Annotated in this window: 12 protein-coding genes; 8 read left to right on the forward strand and 4 right to left on the reverse strand. The window is 71.8% G+C overall.

Going from position 1 to position 21494, the window contains the following annotated elements; translation table 11 throughout:
- The first annotated feature begins 70 nt into the window (after positions 1 to 70).
- Together ACWEPL_RS20680 and ACWEPL_RS20685 are read left to right on the forward strand one after the other, a co-directional pair.
- Complete coding sequence (locus tag ACWEPL_RS20680; protein ID WP_452437142.1) at positions 71 to 3301, forward strand: condensation domain-containing protein; 3231 nt, start codon at positions 71 to 73, stop codon at positions 3299 to 3301.
- A 5-nt stretch (positions 3302 to 3306) separates the two neighbouring features.
- Entirely contained in the window at positions 3307 to 5625 is a 2319-nt protein-coding gene (locus ACWEPL_RS20685; protein WP_452437143.1) for a lantibiotic dehydratase, read from the forward strand.
- Here the strand turns inward: ACWEPL_RS20685 and ACWEPL_RS20690 are convergent.
- From ACWEPL_RS20690 to vioC, 3 genes are read right to left on the reverse strand one after another with little or no spacing between them, the layout of a single operon-like run.
- Positions 5622 to 7073, reverse strand: a complete 1452-nt coding sequence (locus tag ACWEPL_RS20690) for an amino acid adenylation domain-containing protein (protein WP_452437144.1) — start codon at positions 7071 to 7073, stop codon at positions 5622 to 5624. The genes ACWEPL_RS20685 and ACWEPL_RS20690 overlap by 4 nt on opposite strands.
- Positions 7070 to 13603: an amino acid adenylation domain-containing protein gene (locus tag ACWEPL_RS20695; RefSeq protein ID WP_452437145.1), complete on the reverse strand. Its 6534-nt coding sequence runs from the start codon at positions 13601 to 13603 to the stop codon at positions 7070 to 7072. Before ACWEPL_RS20695 ends, ACWEPL_RS20690 begins: the two co-directional genes overlap by 4 nt.
- A 27-nt stretch (positions 13604 to 13630) precedes the next feature.
- Positions 13631 to 14659, reverse strand: coding sequence for an arginine beta-hydroxylase, Fe(II)/alpha-ketoglutarate-dependent (vioC, locus tag ACWEPL_RS20700; RefSeq protein ID WP_355205833.1), 1029 nt, complete (start codon positions 14657 to 14659; stop codon positions 13631 to 13633).
- Between the two features lie 136 nt (positions 14660 to 14795).
- Between vioC and ACWEPL_RS20705 the strand changes: the two genes are divergently transcribed.
- From ACWEPL_RS20705 to ACWEPL_RS20725, 5 genes are read left to right on the forward strand one after another with little or no spacing between them, the layout of a single operon-like run.
- Complete coding sequence (locus ACWEPL_RS20705; RefSeq protein WP_355205830.1) at positions 14796 to 15017, forward strand: MbtH family protein; 222 nt, start codon at positions 14796 to 14798, stop codon at positions 15015 to 15017.
- Between the two features lie 8 nt (positions 15018 to 15025).
- Positions 15026 to 16855, forward strand: a complete 1830-nt coding sequence (locus ACWEPL_RS20710) for an amino acid adenylation domain-containing protein (RefSeq protein ID WP_449904367.1) — start codon at positions 15026 to 15028, stop codon at positions 16853 to 16855.
- Positions 16839 to 18095: a cytochrome P450 gene (locus ACWEPL_RS20715; RefSeq protein WP_452437146.1), complete on the forward strand. Its 1257-nt coding sequence runs from the start codon at positions 16839 to 16841 to the stop codon at positions 18093 to 18095. The genes ACWEPL_RS20710 and ACWEPL_RS20715 overlap by 17 nt, the downstream gene beginning before the upstream one ends.
- 17 nt (positions 18096 to 18112) lie before the next feature.
- The gene (locus ACWEPL_RS20720) at positions 18113 to 18853 is read left to right on the forward strand and encodes a thioesterase II family protein (protein ID WP_350737231.1); all 741 of its coding nucleotides are present in this window, start codon (positions 18113 to 18115) and stop codon (positions 18851 to 18853) included.
- Between the two features lie 24 nt (positions 18854 to 18877).
- Positions 18878 to 19618 (forward strand): thioesterase II family protein, encoded by a 741-nt coding sequence (locus ACWEPL_RS20725; protein WP_363983649.1) that lies wholly within the window; start codon positions 18878 to 18880, stop codon positions 19616 to 19618.
- A gap of 34 nt (positions 19619 to 19652) precedes the next feature.
- Here ACWEPL_RS20725 and ACWEPL_RS20730 read toward each other — a convergent pair whose 3' ends face one another.
- Entirely contained in the window at positions 19653 to 20831 is a 1179-nt protein-coding gene (locus tag ACWEPL_RS20730; RefSeq protein ID WP_452437147.1) for a cytochrome P450, read from the reverse strand.
- Between the two features lie 121 nt (positions 20832 to 20952).
- Between ACWEPL_RS20730 and ACWEPL_RS20735 the strand changes: the two genes are divergently transcribed.
- Positions 20953 to 21492: a DinB family protein gene (locus ACWEPL_RS20735; protein ID WP_363983645.1), complete on the forward strand. Its 540-nt coding sequence runs from the start codon at positions 20953 to 20955 to the stop codon at positions 21490 to 21492.
- The last annotated feature ends 2 nt before the right edge of the window (positions 21493 to 21494 follow it).

Raw genomic sequence — 21494 nt, forward strand, 5'->3', positions numbered from 1 at the left:
GGGCCGGGCTGCTGCGATCCCCCTTTTGTGTGACATCCGGACGCCCGGGGGCGACACGTACGGTTCGACTATGGCACACCCTTCCTGGGCTCCGAGCCGGCGCATGGCCCCGCGTACCCCCTATGAGGAGGTTGTCGCGGACATCTGGCGCGACATCCTCGGCTCTCCGCACCTGAGCGTGTTCGACGACTTCTTCGAGCTGGGCGGGCACTCGCTGCTGGCGCCCAAGGTGGTGGCGCGGATCAGGAAGATCCTGGGTGTGCGGGTCTCGGTGAAGGAGTTCTTCGCCGCCCCCACCGTGGCCGGGCTGGCAGCGGTGGTGGCCGCGCGCTCGTCGTCGGAGGGTTCCGCCGTCGAGCCGCGTACGGCCGAGGCCGAGCCGGTGTTGTCGTTCGACCAGGAGCGGTTGTGGCTGGAGAACCAGCTCCGGCCCGGTACCGCCTACAACGTGCACGGGCGGCGGCGGCTGGTGGGGCCGCTCGACGTGGCGGCGATGGAGGCGAGCATCCGCGCGATCCTGGTCCGGCACGAGACGCTGCGTACCCGCTTTCCGACGGTGGACGGGCGGCCGGTCCAGGTGGTGGACGATCTCGGCGCCGACTGGAGGCTGGAGGTCGTCGAGGGCGCCGATCTCGACGAGGCGCGCCGGCTGGCGGACGAGCAGGCGACCACTCCGTTCGATCTGGCGCGGGGGCCGTTGTTCCGGTGCCTGCTGGTCAGGCTGAGCGACACCGAGCACGTGCTGGCCGTCACGATGCACCACATCGTCTCCGACGCCTGGTCGGTCGGGCTGTTCGTGCGTGAGTTGTCGGCGTTGTACGAGGCCGGCGGCGACGTGGAGCGGGCGGAGCTGGCCGAGCTGCCGATCCAGTACCGGGACTACGCGGTGTGGCAGCGGGCGGCGCTGGCGGGCGAGGCGCTCCAGCGGGAGGTGGGCTACTGGCGCGAGCATCTGGCCGACGCGCCACCGCCGCTGGCGTTGCCGCTGGCGCGGCGGTTCTCGCCGGCCAGGGGAGCGCGGGGTGAGCGGCTGCGGTTCGATCTGTCGCCGCAGGAGACCGGTGAGCTGCACGAGTTGTGCCGCAAGCACGGTGTGACGCCGTTCATGGTGCTGCTGGCGAGCCTGGCCACCACGCTGGGCCGCTGGTCCGGGCAGCGGGACGTGGTGATCGGCGTGCCGGTCGCCGGGCGTACGGACGAGGGCACCGATCGGTTGATCGGGTTCTTCGTCAACACGCTGCCGTTCCGGGTGGACCTGTCGGGCGAGCCGACGTTCGCGGACCTGCTGACCCGGGTGCGCCAGGTCGCGCTGGACGGGTACGCGCACTCCGACGCGCCGTTCGACGTGCTGGTGAAGGAGCTGCGGGTGCCACGGGACCCGGGCCGGACGCCGCTGTTCCAGGTGCTGCTCAACGTGATCGGGAGTCCGGTGGCGGAGGAGATCACCGGCGTCGCGGTCGAGCCGATGGAGATGCCCGCGCTGGACAGCAAGTTCGATCTCATGATCAGCGCGCAGGAGGTCGGGGAGGCGCTGCAGATCCACCTCGAGTTCAACGCCGAGCGGTACCGGTCGGCGATGATGCGGGTGTTGATGGAGCATCTGCGGGTGTTCCTGCACGCCGTGGTGGAGGATCCCGGCCGGGGGTTGCTGGACTACCCGCCGGACGCGGCCGGGAAGACGGCCGCCGGTGACTGGCCTGCCGTGGCGCCGCATCTGGCGGTGGACTGGTTCGCGCAGGGGCGGGATCGGGTCGCGGTGATCGACCGGGACGGCGAGCGGAGCTACCGGTGGATCAGCCGCGCGGCCGATCGGGTGGCTCGCGTGGTGTCGGAGCGTGCGGCGTCGCAGATGGAGCACTTCGGGGTGGTACGGCGGGCCTCGGCGGCCTTCGTGGCGGCGGTCCTCGGATGCGGGAAGGCAGGCGTGACCTTCTCCGTGATCGAGGAGGCGGGGCCGGTCGCGGCACGGTATCTCGGGGTTTCCACGGTGGTGGACGTGCTCCCGGGGAGCGAGGCGGATGTCGATCTGAGCCCGATCTTCGCCGAAATATCCGACAACGACGGCGAGAGGGTGACCGGAGACGGAGAGGGGCCGGATCAGGAGCCGCCGGACGCACGGCCGGAGGCTGACTGGGCGGTGCGGAGGTTCGGGCTGGAGGAGGATGACCGGTTCGCGGTGTTGTCGGCCCTGCCCGGTCACCTGGTGTCGGCGATGTCCAGCGCGTTCGGCGCCGGGGCGGCGCTGCTGCTGCCGGAGCGCGGCGACCTGTCCCTGCTGAGGGAACACGCGGTCACGGTCGCCTACCTGACCCCGGCGATCCTGCGCGGTCTGGACGCTGCCCGCGAGACGCTCCCGGCGCTCCGCCACGCGTTCGTGGAGAACTCCGGCGACCTGATCTCCCACGACCTGGTGGCGCTGCGCCGCCTGTCGCCCGGATGCCGGGGTGTCGGCGTCTACCGGGTGGGCCGCGACGGGCGGCCGGTCGCCGTCTATCCGGTCCCGGCCGACTGGCAGCCGCAGAACGCAGGCGTGCGGGTGCCGCTGAGCGGCGGTCCGGCCGACGACCGGGCCGAGCTGCGCCACGCCGGCGATCAGCTCGCCGCCGTGGGCGAGGTGGCCGAGCTCTGCTCCGGCTCCCAGCACTTCGGCGACCTGGCCCGCCGCTGGATCGACGGCACGCTGGAGTTCGTCGGCCGGGCGGACGCCGATCCCGTCGAGACGCTGGCCGCGCTGCGCGACGGCCCGGACATCCGGGACGCGCTGGTGACCGAGCATGTCGCGGCGGACGGCAGGATCGTGCTGGTCTGCTACCTCACCGGCCCCGACCCGGCGCTCGGCACCGTCAAGATCCGGCAGTACCTCCTCACGGTGCTGTCCGACGCCTTGATGCCCGAGCACCTGTTCATCCTGGATGAGCTGCCCCGCACCCGCGACGGCGACTACGACCTCGACGCTCTCCCCGTCCCCGACGACGACGGCGACCCGGTCGACGACTATGCGCCGCCGAGCACGCCGATCGAACACCGTCTCGTCGCGATCTTCGAGGAGCTGCTCAGCGTGGAGCGGGTCGGCGTCCACGACACGTTCTTCGAGCTGAGCGGCTTCTCACTGCTGGCCACCCAGCTCGCCTCGCGCATCCGTGACACGTTCGGCATCGAGCTGTCGCTGCGGGACGTCTTCGGCTCGCCGACGGTGGAGAGCCTGGCCCAGTTGATCGTCCGCGCTCAGGGAGAGCTGTACGGCGCCGACGACCTCGAAGCGCTGCTGAACGAGATCGAGTCGGCAGGACCGGGAGCTTGAGGACGATGACCCAGGAAACCGAGCACCACACGCCGCTGGGCGCGACGGGCTGGATGCTGTGGCGCGAATGCGCGCTGCGCAGCACGGGGTTGCCGGCCGCGTGGTTCGCCGAGCTGTGCGACGCCGAGCTGGCCGCCGCGGCGGACCACCTGGATGAGCGCGCTCCGGCCACCCAGCAGCAGTGGGAGAAGGTCTGGGCCGCCGCCACCGACCGGCTGACCGCCGTGATGCGCCGGGCGTCCACCGATCCCCTGTTCCGCGAGGCGGTGGCCTGGCAGAACCCGCAGGTCGTCCGCGTCTGCCTGGACAAGGTGGCCGCGGGTGAGCCGCGCTCGCACCGCGAGGGCCGCCGCCACGAGCTCACCATCACGACATACCTGCAGCGCTACTCCCTCAAGAACGACACCGTCGGCTTTTTCGGCCCGCTCGGCTGGGCCCGGATCGGCGCGGATGACACCGGCCTGGAAATGACTCCGGGGCCCGGGTTGCTGTCCCGGCGCACCGCCTACTTCGAGGGCTGGGCTATCGACGCCGTGGCGGAGACGCTCGCGGCGCGTCCCGAGGTGTGGCCCTGGCTTCGTCCCACGACGGACGCGGCGGCGACGCTCACCGGAGGGGTGCTGCGGCTGCCGTTCCGCAAGCCGGTCCCGCTGCGGGCCGCCGAGCTGCGTGTCCTCGGACGCTGCGACGGCCGCCGCACCGTGCGCGACCTCGCGGGCGACCCGCCGGATCCGGCGATCGTCGCCGTCCTGCTACGGCTGTGCGAGCTCGGCGCGGTGCGCGTCGACCTGAACGGCAAGCTGGTCACCTGGCCCGAGCGGGAGCTGGCCGAGCGCATCGACCTGATCGCCGACGCCGCGGTACGCGCCCGCGCCCGGTCCTCGCTGGACGAGCTGGTCGGCGCGCGTGACGCCGTGTCGGCCGCGGCGGGGGACGCGGAGCGGCTCATGACGGCGCAGGGTGAGCTGGCCGAGACGTTCGAGCGGATCACCGGCCGGCAGGCCACCCGCCGCTCCGGTGGCGTGTACGCCGGCCGTACCCTCGTCTATGAGGACACCGTCCGCGACCTCGACGTGCGGCTGGGACGGAGGGTGACCGACGCGCTGGCCGCGCCGCTCGGGCTGATGCTGGACAGCGCGAGGTGGCTGACCGATGCCGTCGCCGAGCGCTACGAGGCGCGGGCGCGCGAGTCGTTCGACCGCGAGACGGCCCGCACGGGCTCTGCCACGATGCCGCTGCTGCAACTGCTGACCTCGGTCATGCCGGAGCTGGGCAGGCTCACGCTGACGCCGGGGTCGGAGATCGTGGACGAGGTCGTGGAGGAGTTCCGGCGGCGCTGGCTGCGGGTGATCGAGCTGCCGCCGGAGGAGTTCGGCTTGACGCGGGAGCTCCGGTTCACCGCCGGGGAGCTCGCCGGCCGGGTGGCGGCCGAGTTCGCCACGGGCGTGCCGCGCTGGAGCGCCGCGCACTGGTTCTCGCCGGACCTCATGCTCCTCACCGCCGACGAGGACGCGCTGGCCCGCGGCGACGTGGACTTCGTGCTCGGCGAGCTGCACTGCTCGGCCAACACGCTGGAGAACAAGGTGTTCGTCAACCAGCACCCGGACCCGCGCCGCCTGCACGAGGCCGCCGTCGCCAGCGGCCTGGACGAGCGCGTGGTGGTCGTCCCGCGCGCCGACTCGCCGCTGGCCACCACGCGGATGTCGCGCGCCGACGAGATGATGCTGTCCGGCTACACCTACCTGTGCATCGGCGCCGAGTCGTTCGAGCCGCCACCGGAGTCTCCGCTGGTCTCCGTGCTGGACCTGGTGGTGGAGCGGCGCGGGGACGACCTCGTCGTGCGGCATCGCTCCGGGCACGGCCGCGAGCACACGTTCACGGAGGCCGCGGGCGACCTGTTCAGCTCGCTGGTCGTCGACGCGTTCAAGCCGTTCGGCGGCGCGGCGCACAGCCCGCGCATCACCGTCGACCGGCTGGTCGTCAACCGCGAGGCGTGGACGTTCCCGGCCGCCGACGTGGCCTGGGCCTTCGTCAAGGACGAGCGGCGGCGTTACGTGCAGGGACGACGCTGGCGCGCTCAGCATGGCCTGCCGGAACGCGGCTTCGTCCGGGTGCCGACCGAGCGCAAGCCGATGGCCGTGGACTTCAGGAGCCTGTCGCTGGTGAACCTGCTCGGCAAGTCCATCCGCCGCAGCGCCGAAACCGGGTCCGGTACGGTCACGATCTCGGAGATGCTGCCGGACATCGACCGCCTGTGGCTGCGCGACGCCCGCGGCGCCCGTTACACCGCCGAGCTGCGCATCGTCGCGATGAAGCGCCCTTAGGGGTACGGCAGGGCAGCCCGGTCGACCTTGCCGGTGGTGGACAGCGGAATCGCCGGCAGGGTCTCGTACCGGGCGGGCACCATGTAGGCGGGCAACACCGTCCCGCACTCGTCCCGCACCAGCTTGGCGTCATAGCCGTTGCCCGCCACCACATAGGCGATCAGGAGATCCCCGAGCGTGCGATCGGCGACCAACCGCACCACCGCGTCCCGGACCCCCGTGCACCCGCGCAACACCGTCTCGATCTCCCCGAGCTCGACGCGCAGCCCGCGCAGCTTCACCTGCCGGTCGGCCCGCCCGAGGTACTGCAACTCGCCGTCACCTGTACGGCGGGCCAGATCCCCCGACCGGTACCAGCGAACGCCGTCCGCGACGACGAACCGCTCGGCCGTCAGGTCGTCACGGCCCAGGTACCCCACGCCGACCCCGCCGCCGGACACCCACATCTCGCCGGCCTCGCCGTCCGGCACCGCCACGCCGTACGCGTCGCGGAGCACGACGTCCAGATGCGGGAGCGGACGGCCGATCGGCGAGCGGTCGGGGCCCCGCAACGCCGCCTGGTCGAGCTCCTTGAAGGTGACGTGCACGGTGGTCTCGGTGATCCCGTACATGTTGACCACGACCGGCCTGCCGTCCTCGGGCAGCGCGTCCAGGAAGGCGGCGGTGACGTCCAGGTCCACGGCGTCCCCGCCGAAGATCACATAGCGCAGCGGCAGCGGCGGCCGTCCCGCGTCGGCGTGCGTCTCCACCAGCACGCGGAACACCGGCGGCACCTGGTTGAGCACGCTCACCCCTTCCCGGATCAGCAGCTCCAGGAACTCCACCGGGTCCACGGAGGTCTCGGCGTCCACGATCACCAGGGTCGCGCCGGTGGCCAGCGCCCCCCACAGCTCCCACACCGAGAAGTCGAAGTTGATCGAGTGGAACAGCGTCCACCGGTCGTCCGCCCCGACGTCGAACAGCGGCAGCGCGGCGTCGAGCAGGCTCAGCACGTTCGCGTGGGTGAGCACGCAGCCCTTCGGCCGCCCGGTGGAGCCGGAGGTGTAGATCACGTAGGCGAGGTCGCCGGGGGTCAGCGCGGGCAGCCCGTCCGCCGGTGCCGGCTCGTGGCCCCAGACCGGCACGTCGCCGCCCACCGTGTGCCGAATCCCGGATTCGTCCACCATGAGCCGCAGCCGCTCGGCCGGATACCGCGGATCGAGCGGCACATACGCCGCGCCCGCCAGCATGATCCCGAGCACCGCCACCGGAACGTCGGCCGACCGGCTCACCCGCAGCCCCACCAGCTCCCGGCGCCGCACACCCCGGCGCACGAGCTCGGCGGCGAGCCCCCGGGCCGCGGCGTCCAGCTCCGCGTAGGTCAGGCGCTCCGCACCGCAGACGACCGCGATCCGGTACGGCTGCCGCGCGCACACCTCCGCGAACAACGCGGGAAGCGAGTCGTTCACAGGAGCACCCCGTCACCCGTCACCAGCTCCGCCACCGACATCCCCGGCCGCGCGACGACCGCGCGCAGCAGCGTGAGGTAGCGATCCAGCATCCCGCGCACGGTCGCCGCGTCGAACAGATCCGTGCTGTACTCCAGCAACACCGTGATCGTCTCCTCACGCGGCCCGGAGCCCGCGTCCTGGAAGCGGTCCTCGGCATGCGGGATGATCACCGCGTTCAGGTCGAACTTGGCCGAGCGGTTGTGCGCGTTCAGCACCTCCAAGCGCACGTCGGGCAGCCGCAGTCTCGGCATCGGCGTGTCGAGGAAGCTGAACATCACCTGGAACAACGGCGTGTGGCTCAGGCTCCGCGCCGGTCGCAGGTGCTGGACGAGCTTCTCGAACGGCATGTCCTGGTGTGCGTACGCCTCCAGGCAGGTGTCACGGACCCGCTCCAGCAGTTCCGGGAAGGCCGGGTCCCCGGACAGGTCCACCCGCAGCAGAACGGTGTTGATCATCATGCCGAGCAGGTTCTCCAGCTCGGCCCGCTGCCGGTTGGCGATCCCGCTGCCGATGACGATGTCCTGCTGGCGGCTGTCGCCGTACAACAGCATCGCGAACACCGCGAACATGGTCATGAACAGGGTGGCGTCGTGGTCCCGCCCGAGCTCGCGCAGTCGCCGCGCGAGGCCGTCCTCGATGACCAGGACCTCCTCACCACCGCGCAACGTCGGCGCGGCGGGCCTGGGCCGGTCGGTGGTGAGTCGCAGCAGGGGCGGCGCGCCGTCGAGCCGGCGGCGCCAGAAGTCCAGCAGGGTCGTCAGCCGCTCCCCCGCGATCGCGCGGCGCTGCCAGTGCGCGAAGTCGGCGTACTGGACGGGCAGCTCGGGCAGACGTGGCTCGCGGCCGGTGGCGTGCGCCTCGTACAGCTCCAGGAAGTCGCGCAGGAACACCCCTTGTGCCCACCCGTCGTGGATCATGTGGTGCTCCACGACGACCAGCACGTACTCCTCGGCCGCCAGCCGGACCAGGGACACGCGAAGCAGCGGGCCCTCCGCCAGGTCGAACGGCTCCTGTCCCGCGGCCAGGATGTAGTCGCGGATCCAGGCGTCGCGCTCGTGCTCGGGCAGCCCGGTCCGGTCGAGCGTGGTCACCGGGATGCCGCGTGGCTCGTGCACGTGCTGCACCGGCTCGCCGTCGAAGTCGGGGAAGGTCGTGCGGAGGATCTCGTGCCTGACCTCCAGGTCGGCCAGCGCCCGGGTGACCGTCTCCAGGTTCACCTTGCCGTACAGGCGCATGGCCCGGGGGACGTTGTAATTGGTGCTGTCCGGCTCGACCTGCTGCAGGAACCAGATGCGTTCCTGGACGAACGACAGGGGCAGCGGCTGGTCCCGCGGGGCGGGCGGCACCGGCCCGGATCGGGTGGGCGCGGCGCCGGGAAGGCGGGCCGCGAGGGCGGCGAGCGTGGGCGACTCGAAGACCGCGCGCAACGGCAGGTCCAGCCCGAGGGTGTCGGCCACGCGGGCCAGCACCTTGGTGGCCTGCAGCGAGTGGCCGCCGAGCGCGAAGAAGTCGTCGTGCCGCCCCACCTCCGGCACTCCCAGCACCTCGCGCCAGATCTCCGCCAGCGCGCGCTCCTCCGGCGTCCGCGGCGGCTCGGCCGGGCCCTCCCGCACGGGGGCGGGATCGGCCATGGGCAGCCCGGCATAGTCGATCTTGCCGTTGACGGTCCGGGGCAGCGCGGCCAAGGGGACATAGTGGGCCGGGACCATGTACCCGGGGAGGACGGCGCGCAGAGACGCGCGCAGTTCCTCGGCGGGCAGGGCAGGCGTCACGTAGGCGATCAGGTGCTCTCGCAGGGTCACCGCCGCGTCGGCGACGCCGGGCAGGCGGCGCAGCGCCGACTCGATCTCGCCGAGCTCGACGCGGTAGCCGTTCAGCTTGATCTGGCGGTCGGCGCGGGCCACGAACGCCAGCGAGCCGTCCGGCAGGTGCCTGACCAGGTCGCCCGTCCGGTACAGCCGCCCGCCCGCGGGGCCGAACGGGTCGGCCACGAACCTCTCCGCCGTCAGCGCCGGCCGATGGAGATAGCCGTGGGCCAGCCCGATGCCACCCAGATACAGCTCACCCACCACTCCGGCCCGCACCGGCCGGCACGCCTCGTCGAGCACGTAGGCGCGGGTGTTCGCGATCGGACGGCCGATGGGGGCCGCGGCGCCCGTCAGCTCGCCGGACGTGGCCACGATCGTGGCCTCCGTGGGCCCGTAGGTGTTGACCAGCCGCACCCGGTCGCCGGCCCGTTCCCGCCAGGCCGCGACCCGATCCGGCAGAGCGCGCTCGCCACCGATGATGACGAGCCTCAGGGTTTCCGGCAGTACGGCTTCGCCGTCCTCCAGCGCTCCCACCAGGTCGTGCCAGAACGCGGTCGGCAGATCGAGCACGGTCACCGCCTCCGCCGCGCAGGCCCGCAGGAACCCGGCCGGGTCGGCCAGCATGCGGTCCGTGCGCAGGACCAGGCAGGCGCCCTGAGCCAGGGCGGGGTAGATCTCCTCGGCGCTGGCGTCGAACCCGATCGAGGCGAACTGGAGGATCCGGTCGGCCGGGCCGATCCCGTACATCCCGGCGGCGTGCAGCGTGTGATTGGTCAGGGCCGCGTGCGGGACCGCCACCCCCTTCGGCGTCCCCGTCGAGCCTGAGGTGTAGATCACGTATGCCGTGTCGGAGGGCTTCATCCGTGGCGGCGTCGTCGGCTGCCGCCGGATCTCCGGCCGGTCCGCGTCGAGCAGGATCACCGGGGCTTCCGGCAGCTTGTCTCTCAGGGCACGCTCGCTCAGCACGCCCGTCACGGAGGCGTCGGCGAAGGCGGTGGCGACCCGCTCCGGGGGGTTGAGGGGATCGAGCGGGACATAGGTCGCTCCCGCCTTGACGACCGCGAGCAGCGCCTCGACCATGGCCGGGCCCTTGTCCAGATATATCCCCACCCGTGTTCCTGGGCTGACCCCCCTCTCGCCGAGCAGGTGCGCGAGCTGGTTGGCGCGCTCGTCCAGCTCCCGATAGGAGACCCGCTCGCCGCCCGCCACGACGGCCGTCGCGTCCGGTGTCCGGGCGGCCTGCCGTTCGAACAGCTCCGCCACGGTCGTGCTCGTGTCCACGGCGCGATCCGTGGCGTTCCACTCCCGCAGGACCCGCACGCGCTCGGCCCCCGTCGCGGGCAGCAGCGTGCCGAGCCGGGTCTCCGGATCGCCGGCGGCGGCCTCCAGCAGCGTCAGGAAGGTCTCCGCGAACCGCTCCGCTCCCGGGCCGTCGAACACGCTGGTCCGGTATCGGAGCAGGCCGCGGACCTCGCCGTCGATCTCGGACAGCGACACCTCCACGTCGAACGCGCTCTCCCGGGGTTCGACCGGCAGCGACTCGGCCACCAGACCGCCGCCGAAGGCTCTGCGCACCCCCGCGTGGCCGAGCAGCACCGCGGGGAAGCGCGCCAGGTCGGCGGCGCTCGGCTGGTTGAACACGAACATCGTCTGGAACAACCCGCGGCGCGCGTGCCGCTCGGCCAGGAGCGCGCTGGGCAGGCTCTGGTGCTCGATCGCGCCGATGACCTGGCTTCTGGTCTCCTTCAGCAGGTGCCGGAAGGTGAGCCGTCCGTCGGCGCGGCTTCTGATCGGCACCGGGTTCATGAGGTAGCCGACGATCTCCGCGAAACCCGGTCCGGTGCGGGCGGCCACCGGCGTGCCGACCACGATGTCGTCCTGGCCCGTCAGCCGGTGCAGCAGTGCCTGGAAACCGGCGAGCAGCAGCACGTTCAGCGTGACGCCTTCTTCCGCCGCGCATCGCTTCAGCCTGCCGATCAGCGCGCTGTCGATCCTGAAATGCCGGGCCTGACCGCGATCCGATGCGTTGTCCGCGTTCCACGACGCGAGCTCCAGCGGAGGAGCGCCGTCGCCGATCCGCCGGCTCCAGTAGCGATCCAGCTCACGTCCGGCCGGGCCGGAGAGCAGCGCGTCCTGCCACGCGAGCACGTCCGTGACGTCCGCGCCGGGCGGTGCGAGCTCGGCGGGCGGGCCGCCCGCCCGTTCCGTGTACAGCGCCGCGAGCTCACGGCCGAGGATCATCGTCGACCAGAAGTCCGTCACGATATGGTGCGCCGTCACCAGGACCACGTGCTCGTCGCTCGCGCGCCGGTACAGGCGCAGTCGCACGAGCGGGCCGGAGGCGAGGTCGAACGGCCGGTGGGCGTCCTCGGCCAGCCGCGCCCGCAGCGCCTCGTCGTCGAGCCCGTCCACCTCGACGTGCTCGAAGGCTCCCGGCAGGTTCGGCAGGGCCACCCGTACGGGCTCGCCGTCCTTGCCGGTGAAGGCCGCCCGCAGCGCGTCGTGCCGGGACACGAGCGCGTCGAAGGCCGCCCGCAGCGCGAGCGGGTCGAGCGGGCCGCTCAGCCGGAACGCCGCCACCGTGGTGTGCGCGGTGCTCTCCGGTGCCAGCTGCTGCAGGAACCACAGGGTGCGCTGGCCGGGGGTGAGCCGCGTCGTCGTCTCAGGCACCGCCGGTGCCGTGGTGTGCGGGTCCGGTACGGCCTCGCCGTCCGCGGACGCGGCGATCCGGGTGGCGACCTCGGACAGCGCGGCGCCGCTGAGGATGTCGGCGAGGGGCAGGCGCAACCCCAGCTCGGTCTCCACGTCCTGCTGGAGCTGCTGCGCGCCCAGCGAGTCCAGCCCGGCGGCCAGCAGCGGCAGGTCCGGCGTCAGGTCGTCGGCGGGCACGGCGCAGAGGGCGGCGAGCCGGGCGCGCAGGTAGTCCTGGACGGCCCCGGCACGCCGGTCGCCGGGCATGGCGAGCAGCGCCTCCCGGGTGAGACCGGCGGCGGACACGTCCATCGCGTCGGGGTCGCTTTCGCTCCTGCCGATCTCGGGCAGGTCTCCTGCCAGCAGTCGCTGACGGCAGGCGTCACGCCGTACCTTGCCGCTGGTGGTCTTGGGCAGAGCGCCGGCGGGGATGGCCACGACCAGTACGGCGCTCACCCCGTGCTCCTCCGCGACCCGGTGGCGGATCGAGCGGGAGACGGCGGCGATGTCCACGTCACCGGCGTCCCTGGCGAGCTCGTACACCAGGGCCAGCCGGTCCTCGACGAGGAAGGCGGCGACCCCGCCGGGACGCACGGCGGCGTGGGCCCGCTCGGCGGTGGCCTCGAGGTCCTGGGGGTAGTGGTTGCGGCCCCGGATGATGATCAGGTCCTTGATCCGGCCGGTGACCACGAGCTCGCCGTCGCGCAGGAAGCCGAGGTCGCCGCTCCGGAGGTAGTCGGACCCAGCGGCGAGCTTCGCCTGGAAGACCTCGCGGCTCAGGTCGGGACGGCCCCAGTAGCCTCCTGCCACGCTGGGGCCGCGTACCCAGATCTCGCCGACCTGACCGGGCGGGCAGGGGCGGCAGGTGCCGGGGTCGACGATCTCGACGCTCTGGTCGGGTGCGCTTCGGCCGCTGCTGACCCGGTCGTCCACGGAGTCGTCCACGGAGTCGTCCACGGTGGAGGCGAAGCCGCCGGTGACGATGAGCGTGGCCTCGGCGAGGCCGTAACAGGGGAAGAAGGACTCCTTGGAGAAACCGGCGGGTGCGAAGGCGTCGGCGAAGCGTTCGAGGGTGGCGCGGCGGACGGGTTCGGCGCCGTTGAAGGCGACCCGCCACGAGCTGAGGTCCAGGCGGTCCCGCTCGCTCGCCGTGGTCTTGCGCACGCACAGGTCGTAGGCGAAGTTGGGGCCGCCGCTGACCGTCACACCCACCCGCGACAGCGTCTCCAGCCAGCTCAGCGGCCGCCGCAGGAAGTCGAGGGGAGACATGAGCCAGACGGGGAAGCCCGCGTAGAGCGGCTGGAGGAGACCGCCGATCAGGCCCATGTCGTGGTAGGGAGGCAGCCAGCTCATGCCGCGGCTGTCCTCGGTGGTGCCGAAGAACTCGTGGATGAGCCGGGAGTTGTGCAGCAGGTTGCCGTGGGAGAGGATCACGCCTTTGGGCTCGGCGGTGGAGCCGGAGGTGTACTGCAGCACGGCGGTGGAGGAAGCGGTCGCCTCGGGCGGCCGCCATTCGGCGGCGTCCGAGGCAGGTGCGTCGGTGGCGATCCAGGCCGGCTGCCCGGGCAGGCTGCCGGCCAGGGGCAGCAGCGGAGTGACGGTGAGCGCCGCGCGAGGGTCGGCGTCCGTGACGGTGGCCAGCAGGCGCGGCAGCGTGCGGTCCAGCCGGAGCGGGTCGGGAGGGAACGTGGGGACGGCGACCACACCGGCGTACAGGCAGCCGAAGAACGCCGCGAGGAAGTCCACGCCGGGCGGGTAGAGCAGCAGCGCCCGATCACCCTCGGCCAGGCCCGCCCGCCGCAGCCGGACCGCGATCGCGCGGGCCCGGAGGTCCAGCTCGCCGTAGGTGAGGGGGGTTTCGGCACCGTCTTCGGCGAGGAAGACGTGACCGACCTGCTCGGGCCGGCGGACAGCCCGCCACCGGAGCAGCCACGCCAGCGTCTCCACCTCGGCGACCGTGCGAACGTTGGGGAAGTCTCCTCTGGTCACTGGCCCTGTTACCTCCGCGGCGCGGGTTCAGTAGATGATGCGGTTGTCGGCAGCCGGCCGCCATGCGCGAGAGCCGCGAAGGTTGCGGGTGATGTTGAGGCGTTTGAGCCAGCGGTCGGACCCGTCGTAGCGAGGACGGAAGGACTTGCGGCCGTGCACGGCCCGGAAGTTGTCGATGAACACGCAGTCGCCGGGACGCAGGCTGACGTCCTTCATGTTGGCTTCGATCTGGTCGCACAACCCCTGGAAGGCACGCAGCGACGCCTCGGACCAGCCCTCGGTCTTCATGTGGTACGGGTCGAGCGCCATGTACGGCTGCGCGCGGTCGCCGAACAGGACGGGCCGCCTGACCGGATCGTCGTTCCAGGACTGGATGAGCGCGAAGCTCCTGGCCCGGAGCCGGTCGATGGTCGGGTCGCCGGTGGACTCGGTGGCGTTCTGCGGCAGGTGCGAGTTGTCGGGCATCTGCGTGAACTCGGCGGCGAACAACGTCTCGACGTCGATGGCCGGCCAGTCGAGGTCGGCGGCGTCGCAGACCATGGTCTCGACGGCGTCGGGGTTCTTCAGGCACATGAGCGCCACGTAGTCGCCCCGGCAGGGGTGGAAGGCGTCCTCGGTGTGCCAGGACAGGTGCTGCAGGCTGTTGGAGCCGATCTCGTAGTGCTCGTGGCCCTTGATGGGGAGCACGTCGTGCATGATCCGGCCGTCCTGCTGGGTGGCCCAGCCGAACACGTCGCCGAGCACGGAGCCGCACAGGAGGAAGAACACCTCCTGGGGGAAGGCCGGGGAGTCGTACTGGCTGTCGCGCCAGTGCTCGGGGGTGTGCCCGAGCTGCGCCTCGTCGACGTCGAGCCCGGAGATCACGCACAGGGCCGAGGGTTCCCCGATCCGGTACTCCTCCAGGAACTCCAGCACGTGGACCGGCAAGGACCGGGCGAGCACCGGCGCCCGGCGGATCAGCTCGGGGTTCTCGACCGTGTCATAGGCCTTGGCGATCTCGGCGATCATCGGGGACAGCTCCGCGTTGTCCTCCGGTGTCAGCGTCAAACGGCGCACCGCGGTTCCCTTCCATGTCGGTGACATTCCGGAGTGTAGGAGCCATCCGCGTCCCGCATGGGTCCCCGTTAGAGGGGACATCCGGGCGAGCGGCGTCCTCGTTAGCTTTGCTGGTGGAGCGTAAGGAGAGGACTTCATGAACCCGTTCGATGACCCCGATGGCAGCTTCACGGTGCTCGTCAACGACGAGGACCAGCACTCGCTGTGGCCGGCGGCGCTGGACGTCCCCGCCGGGTGGCGGGTCGTGCACGGCGAGGACACGCGGCAGGCGTGCCTGGACTACATCGAGGCCAACTGGACGGACCTGCGCCCGCGCAGCGCCCGTCGCGAGCACCTCGCGAGTACCGCTCACGAGTAGGAGTGGCGATGACCGACGCAGGAGCACCGCGATGCATCCACGAGATGGTGGCCGAGCAGGTCGCACGCACGCCTGACCGGATCGCGGTCAGTTTCCGCGGCAGCACCCTGACCTTCCGCCGGCTCGACGAGGCCGCGGAGGCTCTGGCGTCGCGCCTGCGAGCGGCCGGGGTCGGCAGCGGGTCGGTGGTCGCGGTGGTCCTGGGCCGCACGCCGGAGCTCATCGTCACCTTGTACGCGATCCTCAAGGCGGGCGGCGCCTACCTCTATCTCGACCCGGCGGAGCCGTCCGGCCAGCGGGAGCAGATCGTGTGCGACGCGCGGGCCCGGTTCGCCGTCGTCGGCTCGCGCTTCGGTGAGCAGGCGCCGGACGTGGAGCACATCCTCTACGTCGAGCCCGAGATGACCGAGGCGAGCGCACCTGAGCCGGCCGGAACGGCGCGGCCGCTCCACCCCGACACCCCCGTCTACGTCTGCTACACCTCGGGCTCCACCGGCGAGCCCAAGGGCGTCGTCGTCCCCCACCGCGCGGTCTGGCGGCTGATCAACGCTCCCGGCTGGATCGACGTCCGCGACGACGACGTCTTCCTGCAACTGACCCGGGTCGGCTTCGACGTCTCCACCTTCGAGATCTGGATGCCGCTGGTGAAGGGGTGCAGGCTGGCGCTCGCACCGACCGGGCACGCCGACCTCGAGGAGATCGTGGCGACGCTCCGCGACGAAGGCGTCAGCGTGTTGTGGCTGACGACCGGCCTGTTCCACAAGATCGTCACCCATCACCTCGACGGGCTGTCCGGCATCCGCCACCTGCTGGCCGGAGGCGACGTGCTGTCTCCCGCGCACGTCCAGCGGGTGATGGCCGCCTACCCGGATCTGGTCTTCACCAACGGCTACGGCCCGACGGAGAACACCACGTTCAGCACGTGCTGGACCACCCGCGACAGCGGCGACGCGACGCGCGTGCCGATCGGCGTGCCCATCGACGGCAGCACCGGCAGGGTCCTGGACGAACGGCTGCACGAGGTCCCCCACGGGGACGTCGGCGAGTTGTGGGTCGGCGGCGACGGCGTCGCCACCGGCTACCTCAACCGGCCCGGCGCGACGGCCGAGCGCTTCGTCGCCGACCCCGACCCGTCCAGGCCGCCGGGCAGCCGCATGTACCGCACCGGCGACCTGTCGCGCTGGACCGAGGACGGCGTGCTGGACTTCCTCGGCCGCTCCGACCGGCAGGTCAAGATCCGCGGCTACCGGGTCGAGCTGAGCACGGTGGAGATGGAGCTGCTCAGGCAGCCGGGCGTCGAGCAGGCCGCCGTCCTCACCCGTACCAACGGGGCCGGTGACACCCGCCTGATCGCCTACGTGGCCGTGGGTGACATGGATCCGGCCGAGTGGACCTCCTTCGGTACGGCGCTGCGGGAGAAACTCATCGCGACCGTCGCCGCCCACCTGGTGCCGTGGGCGGTGATCGTGGTGAGGGACATCCCGCTCAACCCGAACGGCAAGGTGAACCGCTCGGCGCTGCCCACCGAGAAGATCCCCCGCAACGTCTGGAACGACTACGTCGAGCCGGACCGCCCGGTCGAGCGCCGCCTGGCCGAGATCTGGAGCGACGCGCTGGACGTCGAGCCGATCGGGGTGGACGACAACTTCTTCGACCTGGGCGGGCACTCGCTGCTCGCCGCCGAGCTGCTGTCCGCGCTCCAGGCCGAGTTCGACGTCAACCTGCCGGCCCGCATCCTCTACCTGCGGCCGACGATCGCCGCCCTCGCCGAGGAACTGCTCCTGAGGCAGGAGCCCGGCACGACCAGGAAGGAGAGCGCGGATGCAGGGACCCAGTAGCACCGGCGAGCAGGCCGCGGCCGGCTGCCCAGTCGGCACCGCCGCGCGAGGGCTGGCCGACCCGATGCTCTACGCCGATCTCGACTTCCGCTTCCGCGAGAAGTGGGCGGACCTGCGCAACCATGACCACCTGGACTGGGAGCAGATCGACGAGCGGAACGGGTTCTGGTCGGTGGTGAAATACCACGACGTCGACCGGGTGCTGCGCGACGCCCAGACGTTCACCTCCGAACGCGGCACGCTCCTGAACATCCTCGGCGTCGAGGACCCGGCGGGCGGCAGGCAGATCGCCGCGACCGACCCGCCCCGGCACACGATCATGCGGGCCCGCCTGCAGAAGGCGCTGGCCATCAAGTCCATCGAGGCGCAGCAGGACCTGATCCGCGACCTGGTCCTGGAGGTGATCTCCCCGCTCGCCGACGGCGGTCCGTTCGACTTCGCCCAGGCCATGCTGGCGCTGCCGGTCGCGGTGGGCGGGGAGTCCATGGGCCTCCCCCGGGCCGACTGGCCCTGGCTCGGACAGCTGCTCAACGCCTCGATCGCCGCCGAGGATCCGGAGTACCGGGTACCCGGCGGCGCGCAGGCCACCCTGGACCAGGCGCACCGCGAGTTGTTCGCCTATTTCCAGGACATCTACAAGGAGCGCCGCCGCAACCTCGGCGACGACCTCATCAGCATCCTGATCACCACCGAGGTCGACGGGCGCACCATGTCGCCCGGCGAGGTCATGTCCAACTGCTACAGCGTGCTGCTGGGCGCCGTGGTCACCACCCCGCACTCGCCGAACTACATGATGACCGAGCACATCGGCGACGGCCTGCTGGACCGGTGGGCGGCCGATCTGAGCGTCACCCCCACCGCGGTCGAGGAGGGCCTGCGCCTCGGCTCCCCGGTCAGCCACTTCATGAGGTACGCCGTCCAGGACACCGAGGTGCGCGGCACCAGGATCAAGGCCGGTCAGGCGGTGGTCTCCTGGCTCGGCGCGGCCAACCGCGACCCCGAGGTCTTCCCGGACGCCGAGACGTTCGACCTGCGCCGCAAGCCCAACAAGCACCTCGCCTTCGGGATCGGCCCGCATTACTGCGTCGGCCACACCGTCGCCCGGGTCACCCTGCGCATCCTGTTCAACCAGCTGCTGTCGCGCTTCACCGCCTTCGAGCCGGCCGGCGAGCCCGTCCGCCTGCACTCCAACTTCATCTCCGGCTTCAAGCACCTGCCGATCACCGCTAAGACGCTCTGACTCCCGGAGGGCCGCTCATGGCAAACCGCCCGAAGCGCCGCAACCCATGGCTGCCGCACGAGCCGTCGGCCACGGCGACCGGCCGGGTCTTCCTGATCCCGTACTCGGGCTGTGGCGCCAGCATGTACCGCCAGTGGCCGCGGCGGCGCGGCGGTGTCGAGTTCCTGCCCGTCGAACTGCCCGGCCACGAGACCCGCTTCGCCGAGCCGAACTTCGAGACCTACCAGGAGCTCGCCAAGAGCATGGTGATCGGGCTCGAGGACCATCTCGACGTGCCGTTCGGCTTCTTCGGCCACTGCGGGTCCGCTCTGGCGGCCTACGAGGTGTCGGCCGAGCTGATCAGGAGCGGCATGCCCGCGCCCGCCCGGGTCTACGTCTCCTCGGAGGTGGCGCCGCAGGACGGGCCCGCCGGGCGGTTCCTGTCCATGGACGACGCCGGGCTCGGCGCCGAGCTGGAGAAGTTGATCACCCAGCTCGGGGGGAAGCCCAGCGCGGAGCTCATCGAGCTCTACCTGGAGGTGTTACGGGCCGACGTCGAGACCAACAAGCGGTACGTGATGCCGGAGCCGTACCGGCTGTCGTGCCCGATCACGGCGATCGGCTGGACCGAGGACGACGAGATCCCGTTCTCGACCATGGGCGGATGGGGGGAGTGCGGCGAGACGACCTCCGTGCTCCTCGACGGCCGCCACCACCGCTTCATCGAGGCGCCCGAGGATCTGCTGGACGTGATGTGCTCAGGGCTGAGCGCCGCGTAAGGACGGGTTAGGAAGGACGGGCAGGTGCGGCACGGCGACCCCCGCTGGCTCAAGCGTTTCGGGCGTGGCACGCCCGCCGAGGTCCAGTTGCTCTGTTTCCACCACGCCGGCGGCAGCGCGGCGATGTACCGGCACTGGCCGCAGCTCGTGCCGGGCTACGTCGAGCCGATCGCGGTGCAGCTTCCCGGCCGGGCCGACCGGTTCGCCGAGCCGCCGTTCGATCGGATGGCGCCGCTCGTGGACGAGCTGATCGCGGTGATCAAGCCCTTGCTCGACCGTCCGTTCGCCTGCTACGGCGTCAGCATGGGCGCGCGGGTGGCCTGGGCGCTCGCGCACGAGCTGCGGGAACGCGCGCTGCCGCTGCCGCGCGTGTTGTTCGTGGCGGCCAGCATCGCCCCCTGCCTGGACGACGGCACCTGGGCGTGGGAAGACCGCGAGGACGGCCTGGAGGGCTACGTGCGCGAGATGGGCGGCACGCCGGCGGAGGTGCTGGCCGAGCCCGAGCTGCTCGCGGGCCTGCTGCCCACGCTGGGCGCGGACCTCACCGTGCTCAGCACGCACGGCTTCCACCCGGACAAGCCGCTGGAGGTGCCGATCCGCGCCTTCGCCGGCACCGAGGACATCGAGTCGCCGCCGCCGCGGATGGACGGCTGGCGCGTGGAGACCGCGGCGCGTTTCGACCTCGACCCGGTGCCCGGCGGGCACTTCTTCGACTCCGCCGGCGAGCAGCAGGTGATCAGGACCATCAGCCACGACCTCGCCTGAGCGGTACGGCCCGGCCCGGGCCGTACCGCTCGGCTCAGGTACGAGGGGTCACCACGCAGGGCAGCGAGGTGAACCCGCACTGGTGCGGCGAGTGTGACCGCCGGGCGTTGGCCAGGTCGATCTCGTACGAGGAGATCAACGCCCCGATCTCCTCCAGCGCGATCCGCATCTCCAGCCTGGCCAGCGCGGCCCCGAGGCAGTGGTGCGGCCCGTGCCCGAAGCTGATCATCCGTTTGGTCTCGCGGTCCAGGTCGAAGGTGTCCGGGTCGGGGAACACCCGCCGGTCCCGGTTGGCCGAGGCGGGCAGCAGCGCGATCCGGGCGCCCTTGGGCATCCGGACGCCGTGCATGACGGTGTCCTCGGTCAGCACGCGCGCCACCATCTGGCTGGAGGAGTCGTAGCGCAGCGTCTCGGCGGCCCAGTCGTCGGCCCGCCCGTTGAGCCCCGCCCGCTGCACGTCGGGCCGGAGCCAGCCGTGGTACCACGCGTTGCCGAGCGTCTTGCCGGTGGACTCGTTGCCCGCGCCGATCATCACGAACAGGAAGGCGACGATCTGCGCGTCGGTGAGCCTGGCACCGCCGACCTCCGCCGCGATCATGGCCGAGGTCAGGTCGTCGCCGGGGCGGCGGCGCAGCGAGGTCACCAGGACGACGAAGCGGCTCGCCAGGCGCAGGGCGGCCATGGCCGAGTCCGGGCTGCGCCCGTCCGAGCCGTCCACGTGGTGGTTGAGCAGGTCGGTGTCGGCGCGTACCACGTCCCACTCGTCGGCGGGGAAGCCGAGCATCTCGCAGAGGACGTCGTTCGGCAGCGCCGCGGCGTAGTCGGCGCAGAAGTCGAACGTCGGCTCGTCCCACAGCCGCTCCAGCCGGGCGCGGGCCAGCTCGCGGATGCGGGGTTCGAGCGCGGCCATGCGGCGGGGGGTGAAGGCCGAGGCCACCAGCCCTCGATAGAGGCCGTGCTCGGGAGGGTCCATGGACAGGAACAGGCTCGTCTTCTTCGCCTGCGGCCCCCACAGCTCCGGCTCCAGCGAGATGCCGTGGCTGTTGGAGAAAAGGTGCGGCTCACGCAGCGCGGCGTGGACGTCGGCGTGGCGTGACAGCGCCCAGAAGTCGCGCTCCTCGTTGCGATAGACCGGCGCGTGCTCACGCATCCACGCGTAGACGGGATGCGGATCCTCCTGCACCTTGAAGTCGAACGGATCGTAATGCGGCATCAACACTCCACTGCTGCTCACGGCGACTGTACGGCGGGGCCACGCGCTCGTCGCGTCCCCGGAACCTGGGGCCTGGCGAGTCGTGACCGGTGGAGGGCCCCAGTGGCTACACTCGCTGCCCATGACAGACATGGACGAGCACGATCGGCCCTGGCCGCCCGTCGCGGGCGACGAGACCGCGACCCTCCTGGGTTTCCTCGACTACCAGCGCGCGACGCTGGCCTGGAAGTGCCGGGGCCTGGACACCGCGGGCCTGACGGCGACGGTCGGCGCCTCGTCGATGACGCTGGGCGGGCTGCTCAAGCACCTGGCCTACGTGGAGGACGACTGGTTCTCCCGAGCGCTGCACGGCCGGGACCGCTCCGCTCCGTGGAACACCGTGGACTGGCGCGCCGACCAGGACTGGGAGTGGCACTCCGCCGCCGGCGACACCCCGGACGAGCTGTTCGCGCTGTGGCAGAAGGCCGTGGACCACTCCCGCGAGGCGGTCGCCGAGGCACTGGAGGACGGCGGGCTGGACCGCCCGGCCCAGCGCGCCTGGCCCAACGGCCAGGCGCCGAGCCTGCGCTGGATCGTGGTCCACATGATCGAGGAGTACGCACGCCACAACGGTCACGCCGACCTCCTCCGGGAGTCGGTGGACGGGGAGACGGGAGAGTAACC

Source organism: Nonomuraea sp. NPDC004186 (genome assembly GCF_053603495.1).

What these genes read in the sequence shown, in the direction of transcription:
- ACWEPL_RS20705 (WP_355205830.1), top strand. Translation starts at nt 14,796, where the DNA reads ATGAACCCGTTCGATGACCCCGATGGCAGCTTCACGGTGCTCGTCAAC.
- ACWEPL_RS20680 (WP_452437142.1), top strand. Translation starts at nt 71, where the DNA reads ATGGCACACCCTTCCTGGGCTCCGAGCCGGCGCATGGCCCCGCGTACC.
- ACWEPL_RS20735 (WP_363983645.1), top strand. Translation starts at nt 20,953, where the DNA reads ATGACAGACATGGACGAGCACGATCGGCCCTGGCCGCCCGTCGCGGGC.
- ACWEPL_RS20720 (WP_350737231.1), top strand. Translation starts at nt 18,113, where the DNA reads ATGGCAAACCGCCCGAAGCGCCGCAACCCATGGCTGCCGCACGAGCCG.
- ACWEPL_RS20685 (WP_452437143.1), top strand. Translation starts at nt 3,307, where the DNA reads ATGACCCAGGAAACCGAGCACCACACGCCGCTGGGCGCGACGGGCTGG.
- ACWEPL_RS20715 (WP_452437146.1), top strand. Translation starts at nt 16,839, where the DNA reads ATGCAGGGACCCAGTAGCACCGGCGAGCAGGCCGCGGCCGGCTGCCCA.
- ACWEPL_RS20730 (WP_452437147.1), bottom strand. Translation starts at nt 20,831, where the DNA reads ATGCCGCATTACGATCCGTTCGACTTCAAGGTGCAGGAGGATCCGCAT.
- ACWEPL_RS20710 (WP_449904367.1), top strand. Translation starts at nt 15,026, where the DNA reads ATGACCGACGCAGGAGCACCGCGATGCATCCACGAGATGGTGGCCGAG.